The 17,734-nt window shown below is 56.5% G+C and carries 19 protein-coding genes and 1 tRNA gene; 18 read left to right on the top strand and 2 right to left on the bottom strand.

Translation table 11 applies throughout. The features are described 5' to 3' along the window. The first annotated feature begins 39 nt into the window (after nucleotides 1–39). From P0M12_RS30215 to P0M12_RS30185, 7 genes are all read left to right on the top strand, one after another. Nucleotides 40–1,437, top strand: a complete 1,398-nt coding sequence (locus P0M12_RS30215) for a hypothetical protein (RefSeq protein WP_277377289.1) — start codon at nucleotides 40–42, stop codon at nucleotides 1,435–1,437. A gap of 408 nt (nucleotides 1,438–1,845) precedes the next feature. Beyond that, nucleotides 1,846–1,919, top strand: a tRNA-Leu gene (locus P0M12_RS30210). Nucleotides 1,920–2,458: 539 nt separating this feature from the next. Continuing rightward, the gene (locus P0M12_RS30205) at nucleotides 2,459–2,962 is read left to right on the top strand and encodes a PE-PPE domain-containing protein (protein WP_277377288.1); all 504 of its coding nucleotides are present in this window, start codon (nucleotides 2,459–2,461) and stop codon (nucleotides 2,960–2,962) included. Between the two features lie 727 nt (nucleotides 2,963–3,689). Beyond that, complete coding sequence (locus tag P0M12_RS30200; protein WP_346772258.1) at nucleotides 3,690–4,133, top strand: glutaredoxin family protein; 444 nt, start codon at nucleotides 3,690–3,692, stop codon at nucleotides 4,131–4,133. A 925-nt stretch (nucleotides 4,134–5,058) separates the two neighbouring features. Next, the gene (locus tag P0M12_RS30195; protein WP_277377285.1) at nucleotides 5,059–5,874 is read left to right on the top strand and encodes a hypothetical protein; all 816 of its coding nucleotides are present in this window, start codon (nucleotides 5,059–5,061) and stop codon (nucleotides 5,872–5,874) included. Continuing rightward, nucleotides 5,874–6,125 (top strand): hypothetical protein, encoded by a 252-nt coding sequence (locus tag P0M12_RS30190; RefSeq protein WP_277377283.1) that lies wholly within the window; start codon nucleotides 5,874–5,876, stop codon nucleotides 6,123–6,125. Before P0M12_RS30195 ends, P0M12_RS30190 begins: the two co-directional genes overlap by 1 nt. A gap of 66 nt (nucleotides 6,126–6,191) precedes the next feature. Next, nucleotides 6,192–6,695 (top strand): hypothetical protein, encoded by a 504-nt coding sequence (locus tag P0M12_RS30185; RefSeq protein WP_277377282.1) that lies wholly within the window; start codon nucleotides 6,192–6,194, stop codon nucleotides 6,693–6,695. Nucleotides 6,696–7,618: 923 nt separating this feature from the next. On the opposite strand, the gene P0M12_RS30180 is transcribed toward P0M12_RS30185, so the two are convergent. Continuing rightward, nucleotides 7,619–8,089, bottom strand: a complete 471-nt coding sequence (locus P0M12_RS30180) for a hypothetical protein (RefSeq protein WP_277377281.1) — start codon at nucleotides 8,087–8,089, stop codon at nucleotides 7,619–7,621. Between the two features lie 245 nt (nucleotides 8,090–8,334). On the opposite strand from P0M12_RS30180, the gene P0M12_RS30175 reads away from it, so the two are divergent. Both P0M12_RS30175 and P0M12_RS30170 read left to right on the top strand, forming a co-directional pair. Beyond that, nucleotides 8,335–8,886, top strand: coding sequence for a DUF4365 domain-containing protein (locus P0M12_RS30175; RefSeq protein ID WP_277377280.1), 552 nt, complete (start codon nucleotides 8,335–8,337; stop codon nucleotides 8,884–8,886). Between the two features lie 73 nt (nucleotides 8,887–8,959). Next, a complete protein-coding gene (locus P0M12_RS30170) occupies nucleotides 8,960–10,192 on the top strand; it encodes a hypothetical protein (protein ID WP_277377279.1) in 1,233 nt (410 codons plus the stop codon). Between the two features lie 93 nt (nucleotides 10,193–10,285). On the opposite strand, the gene P0M12_RS30165 is transcribed toward P0M12_RS30170, so the two are convergent. Then, nucleotides 10,286–10,903 carry a hypothetical protein gene (locus tag P0M12_RS30165; protein ID WP_277377273.1) on the bottom strand — a complete coding sequence of 206 codons (618 nt, stop codon included), beginning with the start codon at nucleotides 10,901–10,903 and terminating at the stop codon, nucleotides 10,286–10,288. Between the two features lie 177 nt (nucleotides 10,904–11,080). On the opposite strand from P0M12_RS30165, the gene P0M12_RS30160 reads away from it, so the two are divergent. The 9 genes from P0M12_RS30160 (at nucleotide 11,081) to P0M12_RS30120 (ending at nucleotide 17,537) form a co-directional block, all read left to right on the top strand. After that, nucleotides 11,081–11,377, top strand: a complete 297-nt coding sequence (locus P0M12_RS30160; RefSeq protein WP_210377300.1) for a hypothetical protein — start codon at nucleotides 11,081–11,083, stop codon at nucleotides 11,375–11,377. A 13-nt stretch (nucleotides 11,378–11,390) separates the two neighbouring features. Beyond that, the gene (locus P0M12_RS30155; RefSeq protein WP_277377269.1) at nucleotides 11,391–11,762 is read left to right on the top strand and encodes a cyclic-phosphate processing receiver domain-containing protein; all 372 of its coding nucleotides are present in this window, start codon (nucleotides 11,391–11,393) and stop codon (nucleotides 11,760–11,762) included. Continuing rightward, nucleotides 11,755–12,030, top strand: a complete 276-nt coding sequence (locus P0M12_RS30150) for a hypothetical protein (RefSeq protein ID WP_210377296.1) — start codon at nucleotides 11,755–11,757, stop codon at nucleotides 12,028–12,030. Before P0M12_RS30155 ends, P0M12_RS30150 begins: the two co-directional genes overlap by 8 nt. Nucleotides 12,031–12,613: 583 nt before the next feature. Further along, nucleotides 12,614–12,964 (top strand): HNH endonuclease, encoded by a 351-nt coding sequence (locus P0M12_RS30145; protein ID WP_210377294.1) that lies wholly within the window; start codon nucleotides 12,614–12,616, stop codon nucleotides 12,962–12,964. A gap of 142 nt (nucleotides 12,965–13,106) precedes the next feature. After that, the gene (locus P0M12_RS30140) at nucleotides 13,107–13,775 is read left to right on the top strand and encodes a hypothetical protein (protein WP_277377268.1); all 669 of its coding nucleotides are present in this window, start codon (nucleotides 13,107–13,109) and stop codon (nucleotides 13,773–13,775) included. Next, nucleotides 13,750–14,358, top strand: a complete 609-nt coding sequence (locus P0M12_RS30135) for a terminase (RefSeq protein WP_257230614.1) — start codon at nucleotides 13,750–13,752, stop codon at nucleotides 14,356–14,358. Before P0M12_RS30140 ends, P0M12_RS30135 begins: the two co-directional genes overlap by 26 nt. An 18-nt stretch (nucleotides 14,359–14,376) precedes the next feature. After that, nucleotides 14,377–15,717 carry a phage portal protein gene (locus P0M12_RS30130; RefSeq protein WP_277377267.1) on the top strand — a complete coding sequence of 447 codons (1,341 nt, stop codon included), beginning with the start codon at nucleotides 14,377–14,379 and terminating at the stop codon, nucleotides 15,715–15,717. Continuing rightward, nucleotides 15,707–17,209: a hypothetical protein gene (locus P0M12_RS30125; protein ID WP_277377266.1), complete on the top strand. Its 1,503-nt coding sequence runs from the start codon at nucleotides 15,707–15,709 to the stop codon at nucleotides 17,207–17,209. The genes P0M12_RS30130 and P0M12_RS30125 overlap by 11 nt, the downstream gene beginning before the upstream one ends. Beyond that, a complete protein-coding gene (locus P0M12_RS30120; RefSeq protein WP_210377287.1) occupies nucleotides 17,202–17,537 on the top strand; it encodes a hypothetical protein in 336 nt (111 codons plus the stop codon). The genes P0M12_RS30125 and P0M12_RS30120 overlap by 8 nt, the downstream gene beginning before the upstream one ends. Nucleotides 17,538–17,734 lie beyond the last annotated feature (197 nt).

Here is a 17,734-nt window from a genome sequence, read left to right as displayed (position 1 = left end):
TGTCGTGTGCCCCCTCTTGGTGATATCGCACAATGAACTATGCGCACACTTCTAATCGACACCGAGTACGAACTCGAAGACTGCGACCTGACGAGCTTCGAATCTCCGATTTCCGCGTTCGACTACGAGGTTGTTGTCTGGCATCCAGCAAGAACCCACCTGAAGCTGATCGGGAGTACGCACAGCAAGTTCGAGAATTGCCCAGCGCCCAATCAAAATGTCTCTGTGCTTTGGCGGGCTGCGATCGAGCGGAGAAAGACTGAGTTTGCTCGACTTCTCGAGCTGGGACGAACTGTGGTAATCGTACTGTCTCCTGCTCTGCGCATCGCCTTAGACACCGGTGAGCGGCACTATTCTGGGACAGGGCGCAACAGGGTGACGACGACTCTACGCGAATTTGTAGACCTGATGGTGGCAGTTCCAGTTGACTTGCAGGTCGGGCAGGCTGTGGGACTAAATATCGAATTGGTCCACCAACGAATCTCCACTTTGTGGAAGCGCACGGAACACCAGTGGATATACCGAGCATATTTCAATACCGTTCCCGGCATCCCGCTCCTCAAAATAGCTGGCACAGATCTGATAGTCGCGTCGCTCGTTCAGGACCAGGGGAGAGGTATGACGATCCTGATCCCCGAGCTTTGGATTCCAAGCGATGAAGAAGGCGAAGGTGATCCTGCGGAGGGGCAAGGACCTGACGATGAAGATACGGACCCCCTTGACAGTCCCCGCGCTCTGCTTGAGTGGATTCGGCTTTTGCAAGAGCCGAGTGCAATCGAACGTCCAGAGTGGTTTGAAGAATATCGTTTTGAATCCGAAACCAAGCGGCTCGCCGATCAGTCGCAGCTTGAGAACCAAATCGCAGCCCTCGAAGCAGCATTGGAAAAGTTGAAGGCTGAGCATGCTGAGGACGAACGGTGGAAGTGGTTGATCTCAGCCCAAGGCGCAGCTCTGGAAGCTCAGTGCAAGAGGGCATTTGAACTTCTTGGCTTCGAATCGTTGGAATCTGAACCAGGTAGGGCCGATCTGCGATTGGAACATGAAGGCCAGGTGATCGTGGTTGAGGTGAAGGGGGTAACGAAGAGCGGAGCAGAGAGCCACGCTGCTCAGCTTGAGAAGTGGGTTGCCACCGAGTTGGAACACGGAGTGACAGCGAAAGGAGTTCTGGTAGTCAACGGGTGGCGGCATGTGCCGCCATTTGAGCGGACTCAAGCCAACTTTCCGGATCAGATGGTGAAGTACTCGACAAACCGAGACCACTGCCTAGTTTCGGGTCTTCAACTTCTGGTTATGGCGCGGTACGTCTTAGAAGACGAATCAAAGGCAAAGGAGTTCCGCGACTTGCTGGTACAGACCTCTGGGAGGCTTTCACAACACGACGACTACACCGCGGTACTCGGTCGCGTTGTGGATGTCGAGGCTACCGACGATGAATGACCGGCGGGTATTCCATCCGGGGGATTGAAAGGCTATCAATGGCGACAGTGTGGCTGGACGTGTGGGACGCAACCCGATACGTCAACCGATCCACCAAAACCCTCCACCGCTGGCGGAAAGAAGGACTCGTCAAAGTGGGCAGGGGTGGTGGGCGTTGGTATTTCGATAAGGATTCGTTGCGGGCGGCCCGTGTGTTGTGTGAGCGCAGGCAGACTGGCTCGCAGTTGCAGTTTCGGAATCGGCGTGGGTTTGAGTTGGCGGGTCCGGGGCGTGGGCATCGTAAACCGGTTCGGGATGGTGGGCAGTTAGTGTTGTGGTTGTAGTTGGTTCGCAGTTGGGTGTCTCAGATATTTATCGCTACCCGCCGAATCAACGGTTGTCTCCTGCACACAATGAGCGGGAGTATCTGCCCCGTTACGCAAACAGGCAAAGCGGCATTCCTCAAAAGAATGTGTGTGCGAGTTCAACTCTCGCACGGGGTACGGCTCACACGTCGGTGTGAGAATCTGCGGGCGTTGGCCAGTCGCGGCAGGTTGGTGTTGACCCGGTGAGCTTGTGGGTGTTCCCGTGGTCCGCCTTGGCGGGTGGTGGTCTGGTTCAGGCCACCACCCTGCCTACAAACGGGCCTACCAGTTACACGTAGCGTTAGTGGCCTGGATGATCACCGAGTAGCTGTAGGGAGCCGCCGTCTCCGAGTCGCACGGTGACACAGGGCATCTGCACGGTTCGATAGCCGTGAGGTGCGTAGACTCGTGCGCTTTGGCCAAGTCGATTGCTTCGCGTATGTCGCTTGTGAGGACAAGCCATTCGTTCGTCTTCATTTGTTCCCTATTCAATTTTTGAGGCGAAGCCTTTTCGCCTGCTGTGAACACTATTTCATGCCTGCCTACGGTGCCGCAATTCTCGCCTGAATCCGCCAGTTAATCCGCACCAATTGAGTTGTAGGGGGGCGACTATGGGTAAGTGCCCTATGGTCATTGCCACGTTCGCGCTACTTATCGGTTGTCTTGCGCCTTTTGAAATGGCTTCGAATGCCAATGCTCGCAACGTGATCGTTGTCGACGGCACCGGACGGGACGGAGCCGTACTACACGCACCCGAGATCAAGCCAGGCGACACTGTCACGAACATTGTGTATCCGGGGACCGTGTTGTGGCCGAGCTACAACCGGAGCGTGGATGCGGGCAAGCAAGCGTTGCGTGAAGCGTTGGCGGAAGCCCCTGAGGACACACTTGTGGTGGGCTACAGTCAGGGCTCGCGAATCGTCGGAGACGTGTTGACAGAGGAACAGAAGCCTGGTGTCGAAGGGGTTCTGTACTCGGACCCCAGGCAGGCCGGCGCGGGTATCGAGACGCAACTGCCGTTTCATTTGCCAGGTGCGTTGATGTCTGGTGAGCGTGAGGGTTTCGCGGTTCCGGTGAAGTCCCATTGTATCCCTGGCGACGGTGTCTGCGACTGGAGTAACGATGATCCGGTGGGTTCGATCGTCGGCTACCTCAAGGTCCATACCCGCTACTTCGAATGAGCGCTCATGTCACGTGCGCGGCGCAAGAATCCGAATCGGTTGTCGGTGAGCGAGATTGAGTTGCGGCTGAACTTGAAGCGCGAGTTCACCGAGCGTGCTCTTAAGTCGTTGCAGGCTCAGATTGGTCTGATTCGTTCTGTTGTGAGGAGTGAGTGTGTCCGGTCGGATGGTCTTCCCCTACGAAGAGTTACCTGAGGGAGAGCGAGGCGAGTTCGCGTATCAAGAGGTGTGGTCGAATCCGTGGTCGATTCCGCAGAGATTTGTGCTGGGGACGGTGCCGAATCCTCCGAGGTGTGTGGTGCAACGTGCAAGCCGTGGACTGAGGCGGCCTGTGAAACCGGGATACCTGCACGTAGACATCTCCACGAGTGGTTCGTTCGCGTTCGGGTGGAACTCGTATGGCATCTACTACGACGAGCTGCCTGAAACTGACGCGTCAGCGCGAGCGGTCGCGAAGATCCAGACCATGCTCGATGAGATGCGTAGGGAGTCGGTTTGGTGAAGCGGTTGTGGGAGTGGCTGGTTGAAACGTATTACGACTGGCTTGTGAAGTTCATGTTGTTTCAGATGAAGGTTTGAGTAGTAGCCCCAGGCGATGTCTGGGGCACTTTTTTTGTGTCATAACGAGGGAGACCTGTGAGTACCAAGCCCGTTGTAAGCACCACCGCGACCATGAATGTCGGTCGCTTGACCCTCGACGTTCTAGAACAGTTTGTTGCTGCCACACGTGACTGGCCCAGGGACGCGGTCGTGTCGATCACGCAGAGTTCATACCGAAACGAATCGAATTCGTGCATCACGGCGACGCTCAGCGGTGCAACGTGATTGGGGTCCTTTTCATGATCCTTCACATCATCTTCAAAGGACTAGGAAACAATTGAACGTAACCGTATACAGCAAGGCCAACTGCCCAGGCTGCAAATTCACCATGAAGAAACTCGACAACAACCACACCCCATACACAGTGGTGAAGGTCGATGAAGATCCTGCCGCGTTGGCGTTGATTCAGTCGTGGGGGTTCACATCCGCCCCGGTCGTGGATGCGGGTGGTACCAGGTGGGCTGGATACTCGCCCGACAAGTTGGATGCGTTGAAGGTTGCGCCGGCGGAACGTGAGGTTCACCGGTCTGCGGGTGTTGAGGACCGCACCGACACCGAAGACAAAGGGTGATCGTGGAACTCGTTGAGGGACAGAAAGTCACCGTGCGCATGGGCGGGCGGGAAATGACAACCACGGTCGTGTATCGGAAGCCGTGGGAGACAGTGGAGACGTTGAAGTCTGCGGATCCTTACTGGCGGGAAGCTGGGGTGGCTGATGTTTTGTAAGGCTGGGGCGTGGCTCGACACACTCGATGACGACGACCGCGACGCATTCACCACATGGCCGGGATCCATGGCGCGACTCTTCAAAGTGTGCGTACGGGCAGGGTTTACGGGTGGATTGACCGCGGTTAAGGATCACATCCAGGGGAGATGCTGCTGTGAGTAGAACCTTCCGAACTGAGAGGCCGAGAACCTGGCGCGTCCGCGAATGGTTCCGAGCCGACGACCACACTCGGCTGCGAACCCAACTGGCGGACGCTGCGAAAGAACACAACGGATCAGGGTCGACCGACGTTGATGCGCAAAACTGGATTCGCCGCGTAGGCGTCTGGTGCGACTAGGGGGATTGCATGGGTGTACTAGCTGAGTTGATTCGCGAAGATGATGAGACCGAAACGCCACCACCAGAACCAACACTCACCAAAGGTGACTGCCTACTCAGCAGTGACGGCGGCGAATTCAAAAACGTCACCATGCTCGAAGACATCGGCACCGACTGGACACCCATCTTCCGGAAGTTCAACCTCGACCCCGATCACTTCGAAATCATCGACGACACTGTATCGATCCGACTATCGCAGTGGCAGCAGTCGAAACGCACTGACAACGGCGACCGCGACGTAATCGACTTGCAGGCATGGAAGTACAGTGCCCGATTCAAACGAATCTCGACAGAGCGGGTACCGGAATCGGTAGTAGCTGAATGGCGCGACTCACTCCGAACCGTCGTCCGGCCCGCAACCCCCGGCCTCAAATACCCGAACACGTATGTCATGTTCATCGCGGACCCGCAACTTGGGAAGAAGAACACCGGGCAGGCGGTCGAGAACTGGAAGCGGGGTGTGGCCGGCCACTGTGATGCGATCCGCACGCTGATAAACCAGAACCGATCACCATCCGCTGTGCATGTGGCATGGATGGGTGACGAGACTGAAGGTGTTTGCAACAACTACGGGAATCAGCCGCACACAGTTGAACTGAACCTGTCGAAGCAGTTGGAACTCGACTTCGATCTCCGCGTGTGGACACTCAAGCAGGTAGCGGAACTCGGGTTGCCGATCAGCGCGTCATCGGTCATATCGAACCATGGCGAGTGGAGCCGCAACGGATCCAAGGAACCCGTCACGTCTCAGGGCGACAATGCTTCCACGCATATCGCTCGGCAGGTGCAAAAACTCTTCTCCGAGACTGAGGCGTTCGGCGGGTCGCACATCGACTGGACAATTGGCGACGGTGACCCTGCAGTCCTGGTGAACCTATCCGGTGTTGACTGCTACTTCTCTCACGGCTACATCGAGAAGGGCAAGGGAGGGTCAACGGAGATCCGCACGAAGTCCGCAATTGAGCGTCAGATTCTCGGTCGGACTGACACATTGGGGAATGTTCCACTCTGGTTCATGGCTCACTATCATCACTTCTACACCAATGAGTTTGAGGGACGGACGTTGTTCGGGATGCCTGCCCTCGAAGCGGAACGATCCTCCGAGTACATGCTGAATCAGTACGGGGTGTGGTCGAAGCCGGGGATGTTGGGGATGTTGGTTGGTGAGCATACGGAGCGGCGTTGGTCGGATCTGAGCGTGCTCTGATGGCTACGAAGTATGTGGTCCGCAAAGAGGGCGGCCAGTGGGTTGTCCGTAAGCGTGCCAACTGGTTTCTGCGCTATTTCGGGTTCGCTGAGTGGGATATGCGGACGGTTCATCAGTGGCGGTTTGATTCGTGGGCTGATGCTTTCGAGGATGCGTTCTGGTGGTGCGAGCAACAGCGAAACAATCGGACGGACATGATGCCGATCCACTACTACGAGGGATACATGAAGTCTGAGTATCGGTTGCCGTGAACCGTAGTCAAATCTGTGGGGTTGATTCTTTGGAGTCAACCCCTTTTCGTTGACAAGGGGAAAAACGTGAACGCGCATGACGTGTTTGTTGTAGACAGTGCCGGCGTCACCACCATCGAACGCAGGGAGCAGTTGCCTTGGGTTCGGTTGTGGGATGAGAACTGGAATTTGGTGCGGGTGGTTCAGGCGGGTTGGCGGATTGATGAGCCTGAGGTTGTGGTGCTGCCATGGTCTGACCCCGCGGCCTTGTGGTTGTGGCGCAAATCGATGCTCGGGAAGGTTTACCTGACAGTCGATTGCGGCAATGGCAATCGTTGGAGCGGACGTGTCAGTGGTGCTGAGTTCTCTGATGGCGGTTGGGTGTCAGCACGGTTTGAGAGTTATGGCGTTGTTGAGGCAACGCGTGACGCTCTGGATTTGTTGATGGATTGGCTTGGGGTGCCGCGTTTGGATGTTTCGAGTGTGATTGCGCCGCTGGTCGAGGACGCAGAGCGGGCGTATCGGAAGCGGTACCGAATGGATGGGTCCTTCGACTCACCTCGCGTCTATCTGCCGAATCTGGAGGTGTGATGGGTGTGTTTTCGGATCAGGAAGCAGCCGAACAGAATCCACGTCGAGGCGAATACATGATCGTGCGCTGATTGGTCGATGCGGAGAATGAGTGCGTCCTCGCGGCGATCAATTCGGGTTGGTAAGAGCGTGAGGGTTGTTCGGTGAAGTCCTGCTACTGTGACTTCTCAAAACTGGAGTCTGGCCGAGGAACCGTCTTGCCACCCGAGATCGGGTCTAAGGGCGACCCAGTTCGTTGACGAACACGCAGTAATGTGCCGATCTGATGTACGTCCAATTCGCTAAACTAGGTGATTGCATTCCGCATACTCGCGAAAGATCTTGCTCGAGCAATCAGAAGGTAGGCGATGGGAGTTCCTGGAAAAGCGACGAAGACGAGGCTTGAGTACAGGGAGTACATCAACAGCCCAGCTTGGCGAAAGAAGCGCGAAGACTACTGGCGATCAGGGATGCCGAAGAACTGCTATTGCTGTGGCACTCCTCGACACTCAGGTATGCACCTTCACCATCGAACCTACAAAAATCTCGGAAACGAACGACTGATGGACCTCGCTCCGATGTGCCAAACCTGCCACGAACGGATTCACGACCTCCACCGGTCAAGCGAGCGCTGGAAGATGAAGGGCCTGTGGGCGGCCACAAAGCAGATTCGTAAGTTGAACAAGGCGTCGGGAAAATTGCTCGACCGGTAGCTCCATTTAGTGCAGCGGAGTACGTGGTTGCTTTCAGGAAACTGGTGTGTCGTTGCGGCTGTGATGATGAACATATAGGCCTATGAACCCACACGTGACACGAATCCTGCCTTGCCAGCCACTGCGGTTGGTGTTGACCCGGTGAGCTTGTGGGTGTTCCCGTGGTCCGCCTTGGCGGGTGGTGGTCTGGTTCAGGCCACCACCCTCCAAAACTTTGGGATGTGGTCGTGATTACAGAACGCCCCAAACCTTCAACCCGAGTTCAGTTGCTGCGGACTGCAGTGCCTTGTCTCCGAGGTCGATGGCCTTCTCGCGCTCCAACCTTGGCCGCGGCTTGTGCCTATAAAGAGTGGAGGCCCTTGCGTCAGGCGATAGTTCGATGCCAGCCTCTTCAAGAGTGGACTCACCCTTGTCGGTGGCGATTCCCGTTCGATAAAGGGTTTGTCCCACCCCTTGTACTTCAGCCTTCGCGTGCAGGGCGAGGGTGTATCCGATTCGCCTGACATCGCTGGCGTTGTAAATGATCTCGACGCACGCATAGCGTTCAACCTCGTTTTCCTTCTCGCCTGAGCCTTGAAAGAGGTGGAGTGAAGCTGTGAGGATGCCGAGCGCAACTCCTTCGTCTACCGCCACCCACCGCAGTAGCGGATTTCTGCCGGCTTCGAGATCTTCTTGAACGTGCGCTTCGACTAATTGAGGCATGTGGGAATCTTCTCACTTTCGCAATCGATTCGCAGCGATGCGGGCGATTTGAGCGGCGTCCGACATGCGAGAACGCGTCGAAACAGCAACGAATCGTGCCGCTCGACACCTCGCTGTCGGGTTGGGCTTCCTGTGGTGGTGCCAGTGCGGACAGTTCGTCTGATCCGGTGCGGACAGTTCGTGTGATGACGACTCGGGTCTTAGGCTAAAGTCCACCGCATGCTGCGATTTAGGACGGTCACAAGTTGACCATCGTCGAACCGGTGTTGGTGTTGCCAACTGACTCGTTGCCGGATACCGAAATGAAACAGCAGATCAGCATTGCCTATGTCCGAATGGTGGTAGCTGCGGCGGGATGCACAGTTCTCAGCTGGGACACTGACTACGACGGGGTTGACATCTCGATCAAGTCATCTGCGGAGTACAACGTGCGACTCGGGCCGCAGATCGATATTCAACTGAAATGTACAAGCCAAACGAAAGTTGTGCGTGAAGATGAGATTGCGTGGTCAATCGATGCGCGCACCCACAAGTACCTGACTTCGCCGAAGCGTCAAACGCCCGCCTTGCTGGCCCTGTTGGTGGTGCCTGACGACGTCGACGGGTGGCTGGACCACGACGAATCCCGGCTCCTTACAGCGAGTTCGATGTATTGGGTGCTGGGCTTGGATATTCCAGAGCTGCCGGATGGGCAGCAGTCGATAACGGTGAAGATCCCGCGAGCGAACCTGTTCACCAGAGACGCCCTGCTGGGCATCATGCATGCGGTGGGAGAGGGGTGGATAGGTGGACATTGAGCGGGTAACTAGTGACACGCTCCTCCCTCCTCAAGCTCTTAAGCGGTTCCTTGGGGCGAACCGGTGGGGGGTGGTGGAGAACTACGCAAACGAGTGGGAGATATGGCGTGCACCCGAAGGTTTGAAATCGCCTACTATCACTCTCATATTCGATCGCGAGTACTTCGATTTTGACGCGAGACTCTTCGAAGCTAACAAGCTAATTCAGAAGGCCTATCAGATTGATTCAACGGGCCTCGCGGAACGGATCACGTCACTGTCGGCGGACCTCTTTTTTGTGAGAATCCAGCAATTCTCTAGTGATGGAACTATTCCTTTCAAACAGGCTCAACGGGCGCTCGACAACATTTCTACGATGGTGAGAGCAGCAGCGACGACTGTGGCCAGCCCTTCTCATTCTCATCAGGGTCGACGCCCAGTTGAGGTTGAAGATTTCCTATCTGAAAACCTTCGTTTAGGCCATACGAAGAAGGGGAGTTTTGTTGTCACAGCGGTCGCCCGCTTTGATGACGAGCCTTCTGAGTTCAAAAACATGGCTTTGGCCAGCGAAACTGACGAAGCGTCGGATGATCCGCCTATACACATCGACCGCGAATACGAATCCGATGACGAACTGCGAGATGCTGTTGACGATCCGATAATGCCATTTGGTCGTCGGGTCATGCGGACTTTGTCGCGAGGTTTGGACGCAGCGAGAAAGGTCGCGAGTGACGAAACTTCGATCGGCCTAGCTCTGGAAGAAGGCTTGAGCCTAGAGCTTGCTGAGGCGCTCCAGAGGATTTCGAGTGAACCAGGTCTCCAAACGATCGACGTGACCTTCGATTGGTCACCCTCAGTGCCGCAACCAACTTCAGTTCCGGAACGCGTGGTCTTCGAGCAGAAGACGATCCAAGCACTTGCTGCAGTAACCGAGGCGCTGCAAATTCACAATAAACCGCAGAAAGCTGAAATCCTCGGTTCGGTGATCGGTTTGTCTCGATCGCTGAATAATGGCGAGCCAGGGGATTCAGGCCCAGTCACCATCCTGGCGGACGTTGACGGTCACCTTCGAAAGGTGACCGTCAACCTCGAGGGTGAGGAACACCGATGGGCAATTCGTGCCTATCAAGATCATTTTCCTGTGCTCGTAGAGGGGGAACTCGTAAAGCGAGGGTCGTGGCGACTGGAAGGGGCCGTTGCTCTAAATATTGAGGCAGCGCGCCAGTTCGCATCGGTGAAGCCCAAGACGCAATCAGCAATCGAAAGTTCCCGCAACGAGTCGAATGATGATGATCCCGAAGTAGACAGCAGCACACCCGCAGACTGAAGGCGGGCTCGCGGAACGGGGACCGACATGCTTCTGGCCGTGGCCGTGTATGCCGATCACCCCAACTACGAGAGGATGCGGGCAGTTGAGCGGCTAGTTGTCCTGTGGAGGAATGTCGGTACCACCAAGTCCAAGTTGAACAAGATCAGTTTTAGGATCATATTTGGTGTTTAGGCCCCGCACCGTCCTCCTGTACGCGCTATGCATCTCCGCCTGCGCTTTCCAGGCTGGATCAAATGCTGGGTACGGTTCCAGGTCTTGATCGATTTTGCGCCAAATTGCGTAGAGAGCATCTCGTAGGTCTTTAGTAGATTTGGACTCATCTAGACCCAAAAGTTGCAGCTTGGTTTCAACGGTGCGCAAACGGTTTAGGGAATTTTCGACGTCCTGCGCGGTCGGCGGGATCATGTCAGATTCTCCCAGATATGACGCGTGAGATGCCCCAACTGTGCTCCACGCGTGGTCTCCAGCTTCCAGTGCTTCTACCAGCGCAGATACCGCCTCAGCGCGCCGTCTTTCGATCGCGGCCACGGTCTCTTTGTCGACATGCTGCTGTTGGTTGCGGTTAACCCCGTAGAGGGTTACGCAGGCGACGATAACCGCCGCGCTAGCCGCAATAAGTGTGGCCACGGGTTGTGTAAGCCATGTCGAGGACTCCGGGGGAATATTTTGCACGATGACGGGCGCAACCTGGGCGTGGAGGAAGTTCACCGAAGAATCGTCGCATACAGGGTGGTGATTCTTAACGGGGGTTAAGTAAAACCGGTGTGTCCCTGCGACTGTCATGATGGACATGTAAGCCTTACAGCCCACGCGTCAAACAAATCTTGCCCTGCCATCCTTCGGGTTGGTGGGGCTTTTTTGTGCCCAAAACCTGGAGGAACAACCTTGACGATCAATCGCATCGACAGTGACCTTGGTATCAATACGACGGCGCAGGGTTTGGCGTCCTATCGGGATGAACTGTTGGAGCTTGGGTTTCATGCTGCGACGGTGGATGAGCTTGTGCGTGATGCTGCGTATGCGGTTCATCGCCGCGAGTTGCGCGTGAAGTCGCTGACTTACCGTCCGGATATCGATACAGCTGTGAATGTTGGCGGGCACGAGTTGCCGTCGCCGTCTGCGATTGTCAAAACGTCTTTCGAAGAAGCGCTAGCGGCGTTTAGCTCCTCCATAAATCGATGACCTGGAGGTGCCCGTGAAGCTGTTCGTAGATGACGAGCGTCCCGCGCCTGACGGCTGGGTGCTGCGTATGACTGCGGAAGCCGCGATCGAGACGCTTCGAACGCACCGACTCCTGCGGCAGCCGATCGACTGCCTGTCCCTCGATCATGACCTCGGGTATGCCACCGACACAGTGATGCCCGTCCTCTGCTGGATGCAGAAGTACAACTTCTGGCCGGTTGAGTTGTACGTGCACACAGCCAATGAAGACGGCGAGGAAGTCATGCTCGGCTTCATCGAGGCGCACGCTCCTGCTGGGACTTTGAAGGGCTACGGCTGCAACTTCTGGGGAACTGGCTGCGACTCGCAGGTGCGGAACTGGCTAGGCGGAGGTGCCCGTGAGTGAACGACTTACCCGGGCATACGAACAAGTCGACGCCGCGATCAAAGAACTCACCACCGCAGCCGACGAAGCCGAAGGCACACAAGAAGCGTGGATCGTCTCCCACTATGCACTCGTGGTTGGGCAGCAACGCTTCACAGATGAAGGCACTGTCGACTCAACCCAGTACTTGGCGTTGCCTTTTGGTGGGCCGCTCACATATTCCATCAAGGGATTGTTGAGTGAGATCCCTGAGTTGATCGGGCAGACAGAAGAGACAGACCTCGAATGACCCGCAAGAAACCACCAGCAATCGCATACCACTGGTCACCAACCATCCACCGAGACGGCATCAAAGCCTCAGGGCTGAAGGCGAACCACGGCGGAATCACACGAAGCAAGCCAACTGTGTGCCTATCGCCCACGCCAGTGGATGCGTGGAGCTTGATCGCGGGGCCAACTCGGATGGCCGAAACAAACTGCCGGCGAATCTGAAACGCAGAAACAAATCTAAACAGAAACTTCTCAATCAGATTTTTGTTAATCAGATTTTTTCTGAAACAGAATCCGCGGGCGACAGCGGGCAGCGCGAGCATGGCCAGCACGGTGAGCACGCCGACGAAGGCAACTCACCAAAAGCGGAGAAGCCGGCGAGAAGACACGACTCCCAACACGGACACACTCGCACACCGGCTACCGGGCCAGCACACAGGCCAGCAGCCAACGGGTGCAACACAACAGCACCTGGCATCCGTACACATGGCACACGTACACACAGGGCACAGGCACCTCGCACACAGGGGGACCAGACAGTCCCACACAGACAACAGCAACAGACACGCCAACGACACGATGAGTATGCGAGGTGAGCACCCATGCCACGAGCACGCACACGCGTCTGTTCACAACCCGGATGCCACCACATGCAACCAGAGCCAGAGTGCAGGCAGCACAGGGCGCAGCGTGACGCCCACCAGTGGGCAACCACACCCACCAAGCGCACACGCACAGCCGCTGAGCAGAAGCGCAGAGCCGCAGCAGTAACCGAACACCGAGCACTTGAAGGCAACTGGTGCCCCGGACACAACAGACCAGGACACCCCAGCACCGACCTCACAGCCGACCACATCCACGACATCCAACACGGAGGGTCACCAACAGGACCCCTCCAAGTCCTCTGCCGGGCATGCAACAGCACCAAAGCAGGCAGCCGGCCAAGCCCCTGACCAGCACAAACACAACTCGTACGCCCAGGTAAGCAACGCCCTGACCTGCACCAACACAAGGGGTGGGGGCAAACCCCCAAACGCGAAAACGAAAATCACAGGTGCTGGAGTCTTGTGTCCCAGTTACCAGGTTAACCTTGGGATGCGTCATCCTTCGCCGTTGATTCAGTTGACGGCTACGTCTGAGGATCAGGTTGCGAATGTGTATCGCCCGCTGGTGGCGATGATCAAGTTGGGTCCGTTGTCGGATTTGATGTATCCGCGTGAGGGTTTCATTCGTATTGCTGGTGAGTCTGGCGATGATGATGGTGACCGTATTGATGTTGTGACTGCGTCGGCGAATTCGCGTCTTGGTAATCCGATTAGTTTCGCGTTGCAGGATGAAACCGGTCTGTACACCAAGACTAATAAGATGGTGAATGTTGCTGATACGCAACGTCGTGGTGCTGCTGGTATGGGTGGTCGGACGTTGGAGACCACGAACTGTTGGGATCCGTCCGAGAATTCGGTTGCGCAGGCTACGTATGAGTCTCAGGTGCAGGACATTTTCCGGTTCTATCGGAAGCCGCCGGCTGGCCTGTCGTATCGGAACAAGCGTGATCGTAGGAAGATTCACCAGTATGTCTACGAGGGTTCGTGGTGGGTGAATCTGGATTCGATCGAGGCTGACGCGGCCGAGATTTTGGAGCGTGATCCGGCTCAGGCTGAGCGGTTCTTCGGTAATCGGCTGGTGTATGGCCAGGGGTCTTGGCTTCGTGATGGTTTGTGGGAGTCGAGGTTCGCTGGTGTCGAAGAAAGAGGCGTTGCCTAATCCTGCTCCTGGAACTGCGATCTCGTTGGGTTTCGACGGGTCGGAAAATAATGACTGGACTGCGATTCGGGCTGAGACGCGTGATGGTTTTCAGTTCACGCCGTTGTATGGGCCTGATCGGTTGCCGACGATTTGGAAGCCTGTTGATTGGGGTGATCAGATTCCGCGTGGCGAGGTGAATGCTGCTGTGGATGAGATCTTTTCGACGTGGCGTGTTGGCCGGTTCTATTGTGACCCGCAGGACTGGTATTCGGAGATCGGTGATTGGTCTCTTGCTCATGGTGATGGGCATGTGTCGGAGTGGCCGACGAACAAGATTGATCGAATGTTTCACGCTATTAGGCGTTTTGAGACGGATCTGGCTAGTGGGCGAATCACTCAGGATGGTTGTCCGATTACGGCGATCGCTATGGCGAATTGTCGGAAGGTCGCGAAGCCGGGTCAGAAGTATGTGTTGGGTAAGCCGGCGGATCATCAAAAGATTGATCCTGCAATGGCTTCCATTCTTGCTCATGAGGCTGCGGCTGATGCTCGTGAGGCTGGTTGGTCGGATGCTCCGAGTAGCCGAATGATTGTTTTCTGAAAGTGGGTGGTTGTGCCGATGGCCGACACTGTGAACGCTATTGACCTGATCCCGGTTCTTGAAAAGGGTTTGACGGCTGATCTGGCGAATCTGACGAAGTGGGACAACTATTTGGAGGGCGAGCAGCCTCTCAAGTACATGTCTGAGGCGATGAAGGAAGAGCTTGGTGACACCGCTGTCGAGTTGGTGTTGAACTGGGCTCGTCTGGTTGCTGATGCGTATGAGAACCGTTTGGATGTCGAAGGTTTCCGGTATGCGGACTCGGACACTGAGGATGCAGATCTGTGGGCGTGTTGGCAGTACAACGACATGGATGAGCAGTCTCAGCAGGGGCATCTGGATTCGTTGGCGTTGTCGCGAGCCTACGTGCTGATTTCCTCGAATGAGGAGAAGGACAAGCCGCCGCGGAATACGGTCGAGTCACCGTTTCAGGTGTGGGCGCAGCGCGATCCGAAGACCCGCAAGGTGAATGCGGCGATAAAGAAGTGGAAAGACCTGGACAAGGTCGAGCATGTCCTCGTGTACACGCCTGCTGAGACAGTGGAGTTCGTCAAAGACGGTGGCGACTGGAAGCAGGACGGGTTCGAAGACAAGCACAACTTTGGGATTGTTCCTGTTGTGCCGCTGGTCAATAAGCCTCGCCTGTTACGTCCGGATGGGATGACGGAGTTCAGGGACATCATTCCGTTAGCTGATGCGGCGAACAAGATGGCTACGGACATGATGACTTCGGCCGAGTTTCATGCGATGCCGCGCCGGTGGGCGTTCGGGTTGAAGGCGAGCGACTTCGTTGACCGTCAGGGCAATCCGGTGAGTTCGTGGTCGAAGATCAAGGGGCGTCTGTGGGCGTCTGAGAACAAAGATGTCAATGTTGGCACCTTCCCTGAGGCCGACCTCGCGAACTTCCATGGCACGATCAAACTGTTGGCGCAGTTGACTTCCCAGATGGCTGCGCTGCCGCCTCATTACATGGGGTTCAACAGTGACAATCCTCCTTCGGCGGATGCGATGCGTTCTTCGGAGTCGCAGTTGGTGAAGAAGGTTGAGCGGAAGCACACGTTCCTCGGTGGGGCGTGGGAGGACGTTCAGCGCATCAACTTGATGTTCATGCGAGGGAATCCTGAGCTGGAGGATCGCGATTACCAGTTGGAGACGGTGTGGCGTGATCCATCGACACCGACTGTGGCGCAGGTTGCTGATGCTGCGGTGAAAAAGTATGAGTCTGGTTTGGTTCCGTTGGAGCAGACGCGTATCGATCTGGGGTACAGCGCTACTCAGCGGGAGCAGATGCGGAAGATGGATGAGGAAGTCTCTCCTGCAAATCAGATTGCCGGCATTGTGAAGGCGAATGCTGCCTGATGCTGCGGCCGCGCACTACGCGGAGCAGCGGGGGATTACGGCTGAGGTGTTGGGGATCGCCGCCGATATGTGGGGTTCTCGACCGCCTTCCGATTTCGATGCGTGGTTCGACCGGAATTTGCCGATGCTTATGCAGTTGGTGGCTTCTGGTCAAGGTCGGGCGATGGCCGGGTCGGGTGTGTATGTCGCTGATGTGCTGGACGAGTTGGGTATTGGCGTTCAACCGGATGCGGTGCCGAATCTTGATGGCTTGGTCGGTGTGGCCTCTGATGGGCGTGCGCTGGAGTCATTGATGTACGGCGCTGTGGTCACCGCTAAGGGCCAGGTTGCTCAGGGTGCGTCTACTGCTCAGGCATGGGCGTCGGGGCTTTCTGCGTTGCTTGTGAGGCTGCAGGTACAGGTTGCGGATGCGTCTCGCGCTGCAACGTCGCTGCATATCGCATCGAGGCGACGAGTCGGGTACGTGCGAATGCTCAATCCGCCGTCGTGTCCGCGGTGCACAGTGTTGGCGGGCAAGTTCTACAAGTACAACGTGGGGTTCCTTAGGCACCCTGGGTGCGATTGCCGGCATATCCCATCTACGGAAAACCGCTCCGGTGATCTGACCACCGATCCGAACGAGTATTTCGAGTCCCTTTCTGTGGAGCAGCAGGAAAGGCAGTTCACTGTTGCTGGCGCGCAGGCGATTCGCGAGGGTGCTGACATCAGTCAGGTTGTGAATGCACGTCGGGGGATGTCCACGGCGCAGGTGTTCGGCGAGGAGCTGCTCGCGACTCACGAAGGTGTGACTCGTAGAGGTGTCGCTTACCGGGCGATGTCGAACGCGGGGTCTGCCCGTAGATCGACTGATGTTCGCGGACGACGTAACTTTCAGGCGAGTGCACCTAGGTTGATGCCTGAGTCGATTATGGCGATGGCCGAGGATCGTCCTGATGCTTTGCGTCTCCTGAAGCTGTATGGCTACATGGCGGACGAGGTTCCCGCGCGATCGAAGCCGGTTCCTTTGACCGGCGGGGGTGGTGGGAAGCCTCCCGTTAAGCCTCCGACGCGTGGTCAATCGATCCAAGGGGGCGATCCGCCCCGAAAAGGCAATGTGGACCGCACGCAGGTTAAGCATGTGGAACAACACGAGTTGGACACTGCTGAGCGGCTGGCGCTGCTGGGTCATAACGTGACGTTCCGCCCACCGATCGCAGCTCGCCGTGAAGATGTTCTGATCGAGGGACCTGACGGGGCTGTCGCGTGGGAGTTCAAATCGCCTACATCTTCCAGCAGAAACACCATCATGCGGCAGATCACCAAAAGCATGGGTGAACAGGCGAATCGTTGGATTCTGGATATCAACCGCTCGGATATCAGTTTCGAGGCCGCTGAAGAGCTGTCTTCGAACTTGATTGGTAGATATGCTGATGTGCACGAGATCTGGATCATCGGTGCCGCCGGCGCAGATGGTTTGCCGCTACAACGAAGGATTGGAGGCTCTGATGGCTAACGTCGATTACGTGGAAGTGTCAGGCGCTTCCTCCCTGAATGATGTTGTTTCGGCGGTTTCGGATGTTCTCGGGGCTGCGGTGCTGGATGGGCCGCAGCCGTGGATGACTCCGGATGATCGCACTCGGGTGGGGGTTTCCCCGGATCCTGAGGATGCCGGCACTGTGTTGGTGGAGATCTACTACGCGGGCGGTTTGGCTGCTCGCCGGCGGTGCGCACAGTCCATCTTCGATGCGCTGGTTGCACGTACTCAGTGGGGTTTGCTGTTGACGTCTGATGACGCTCCTGGTGAGGGTGTTGTTGCTGAACGGGTCCGCTCTGCTGCGTAAGCGTGAGCTTTGCCGTTGAACCCCGAAGTGTTTGATGCTTCGGGGTTTTTTCATACCCGAAACCGGTGAAATCTTGGTAACCAACGCAACTTGATAGATCCCAATCTTTGAGGCCCTGTGAGCTTTCTGCTCCGGGGCCATTTTTGTACCCAAATTCTTTTGGCCACGGTCTGTGGCTGTTCTCATTCCCGTCCGGG

Source organism: Rhodococcus sp. RCBS9 (genome assembly GCF_029457415.1).
Classification (GTDB): Bacteria; Actinomycetota; Actinomycetes; order Mycobacteriales; family Mycobacteriaceae; genus Rhodococcus_F; species Rhodococcus_F qingshengii.
The sequence above is the reverse complement of the archived record's forward strand: the minus strand, read 5'-3'. Positions and strand labels throughout refer to the sequence as shown.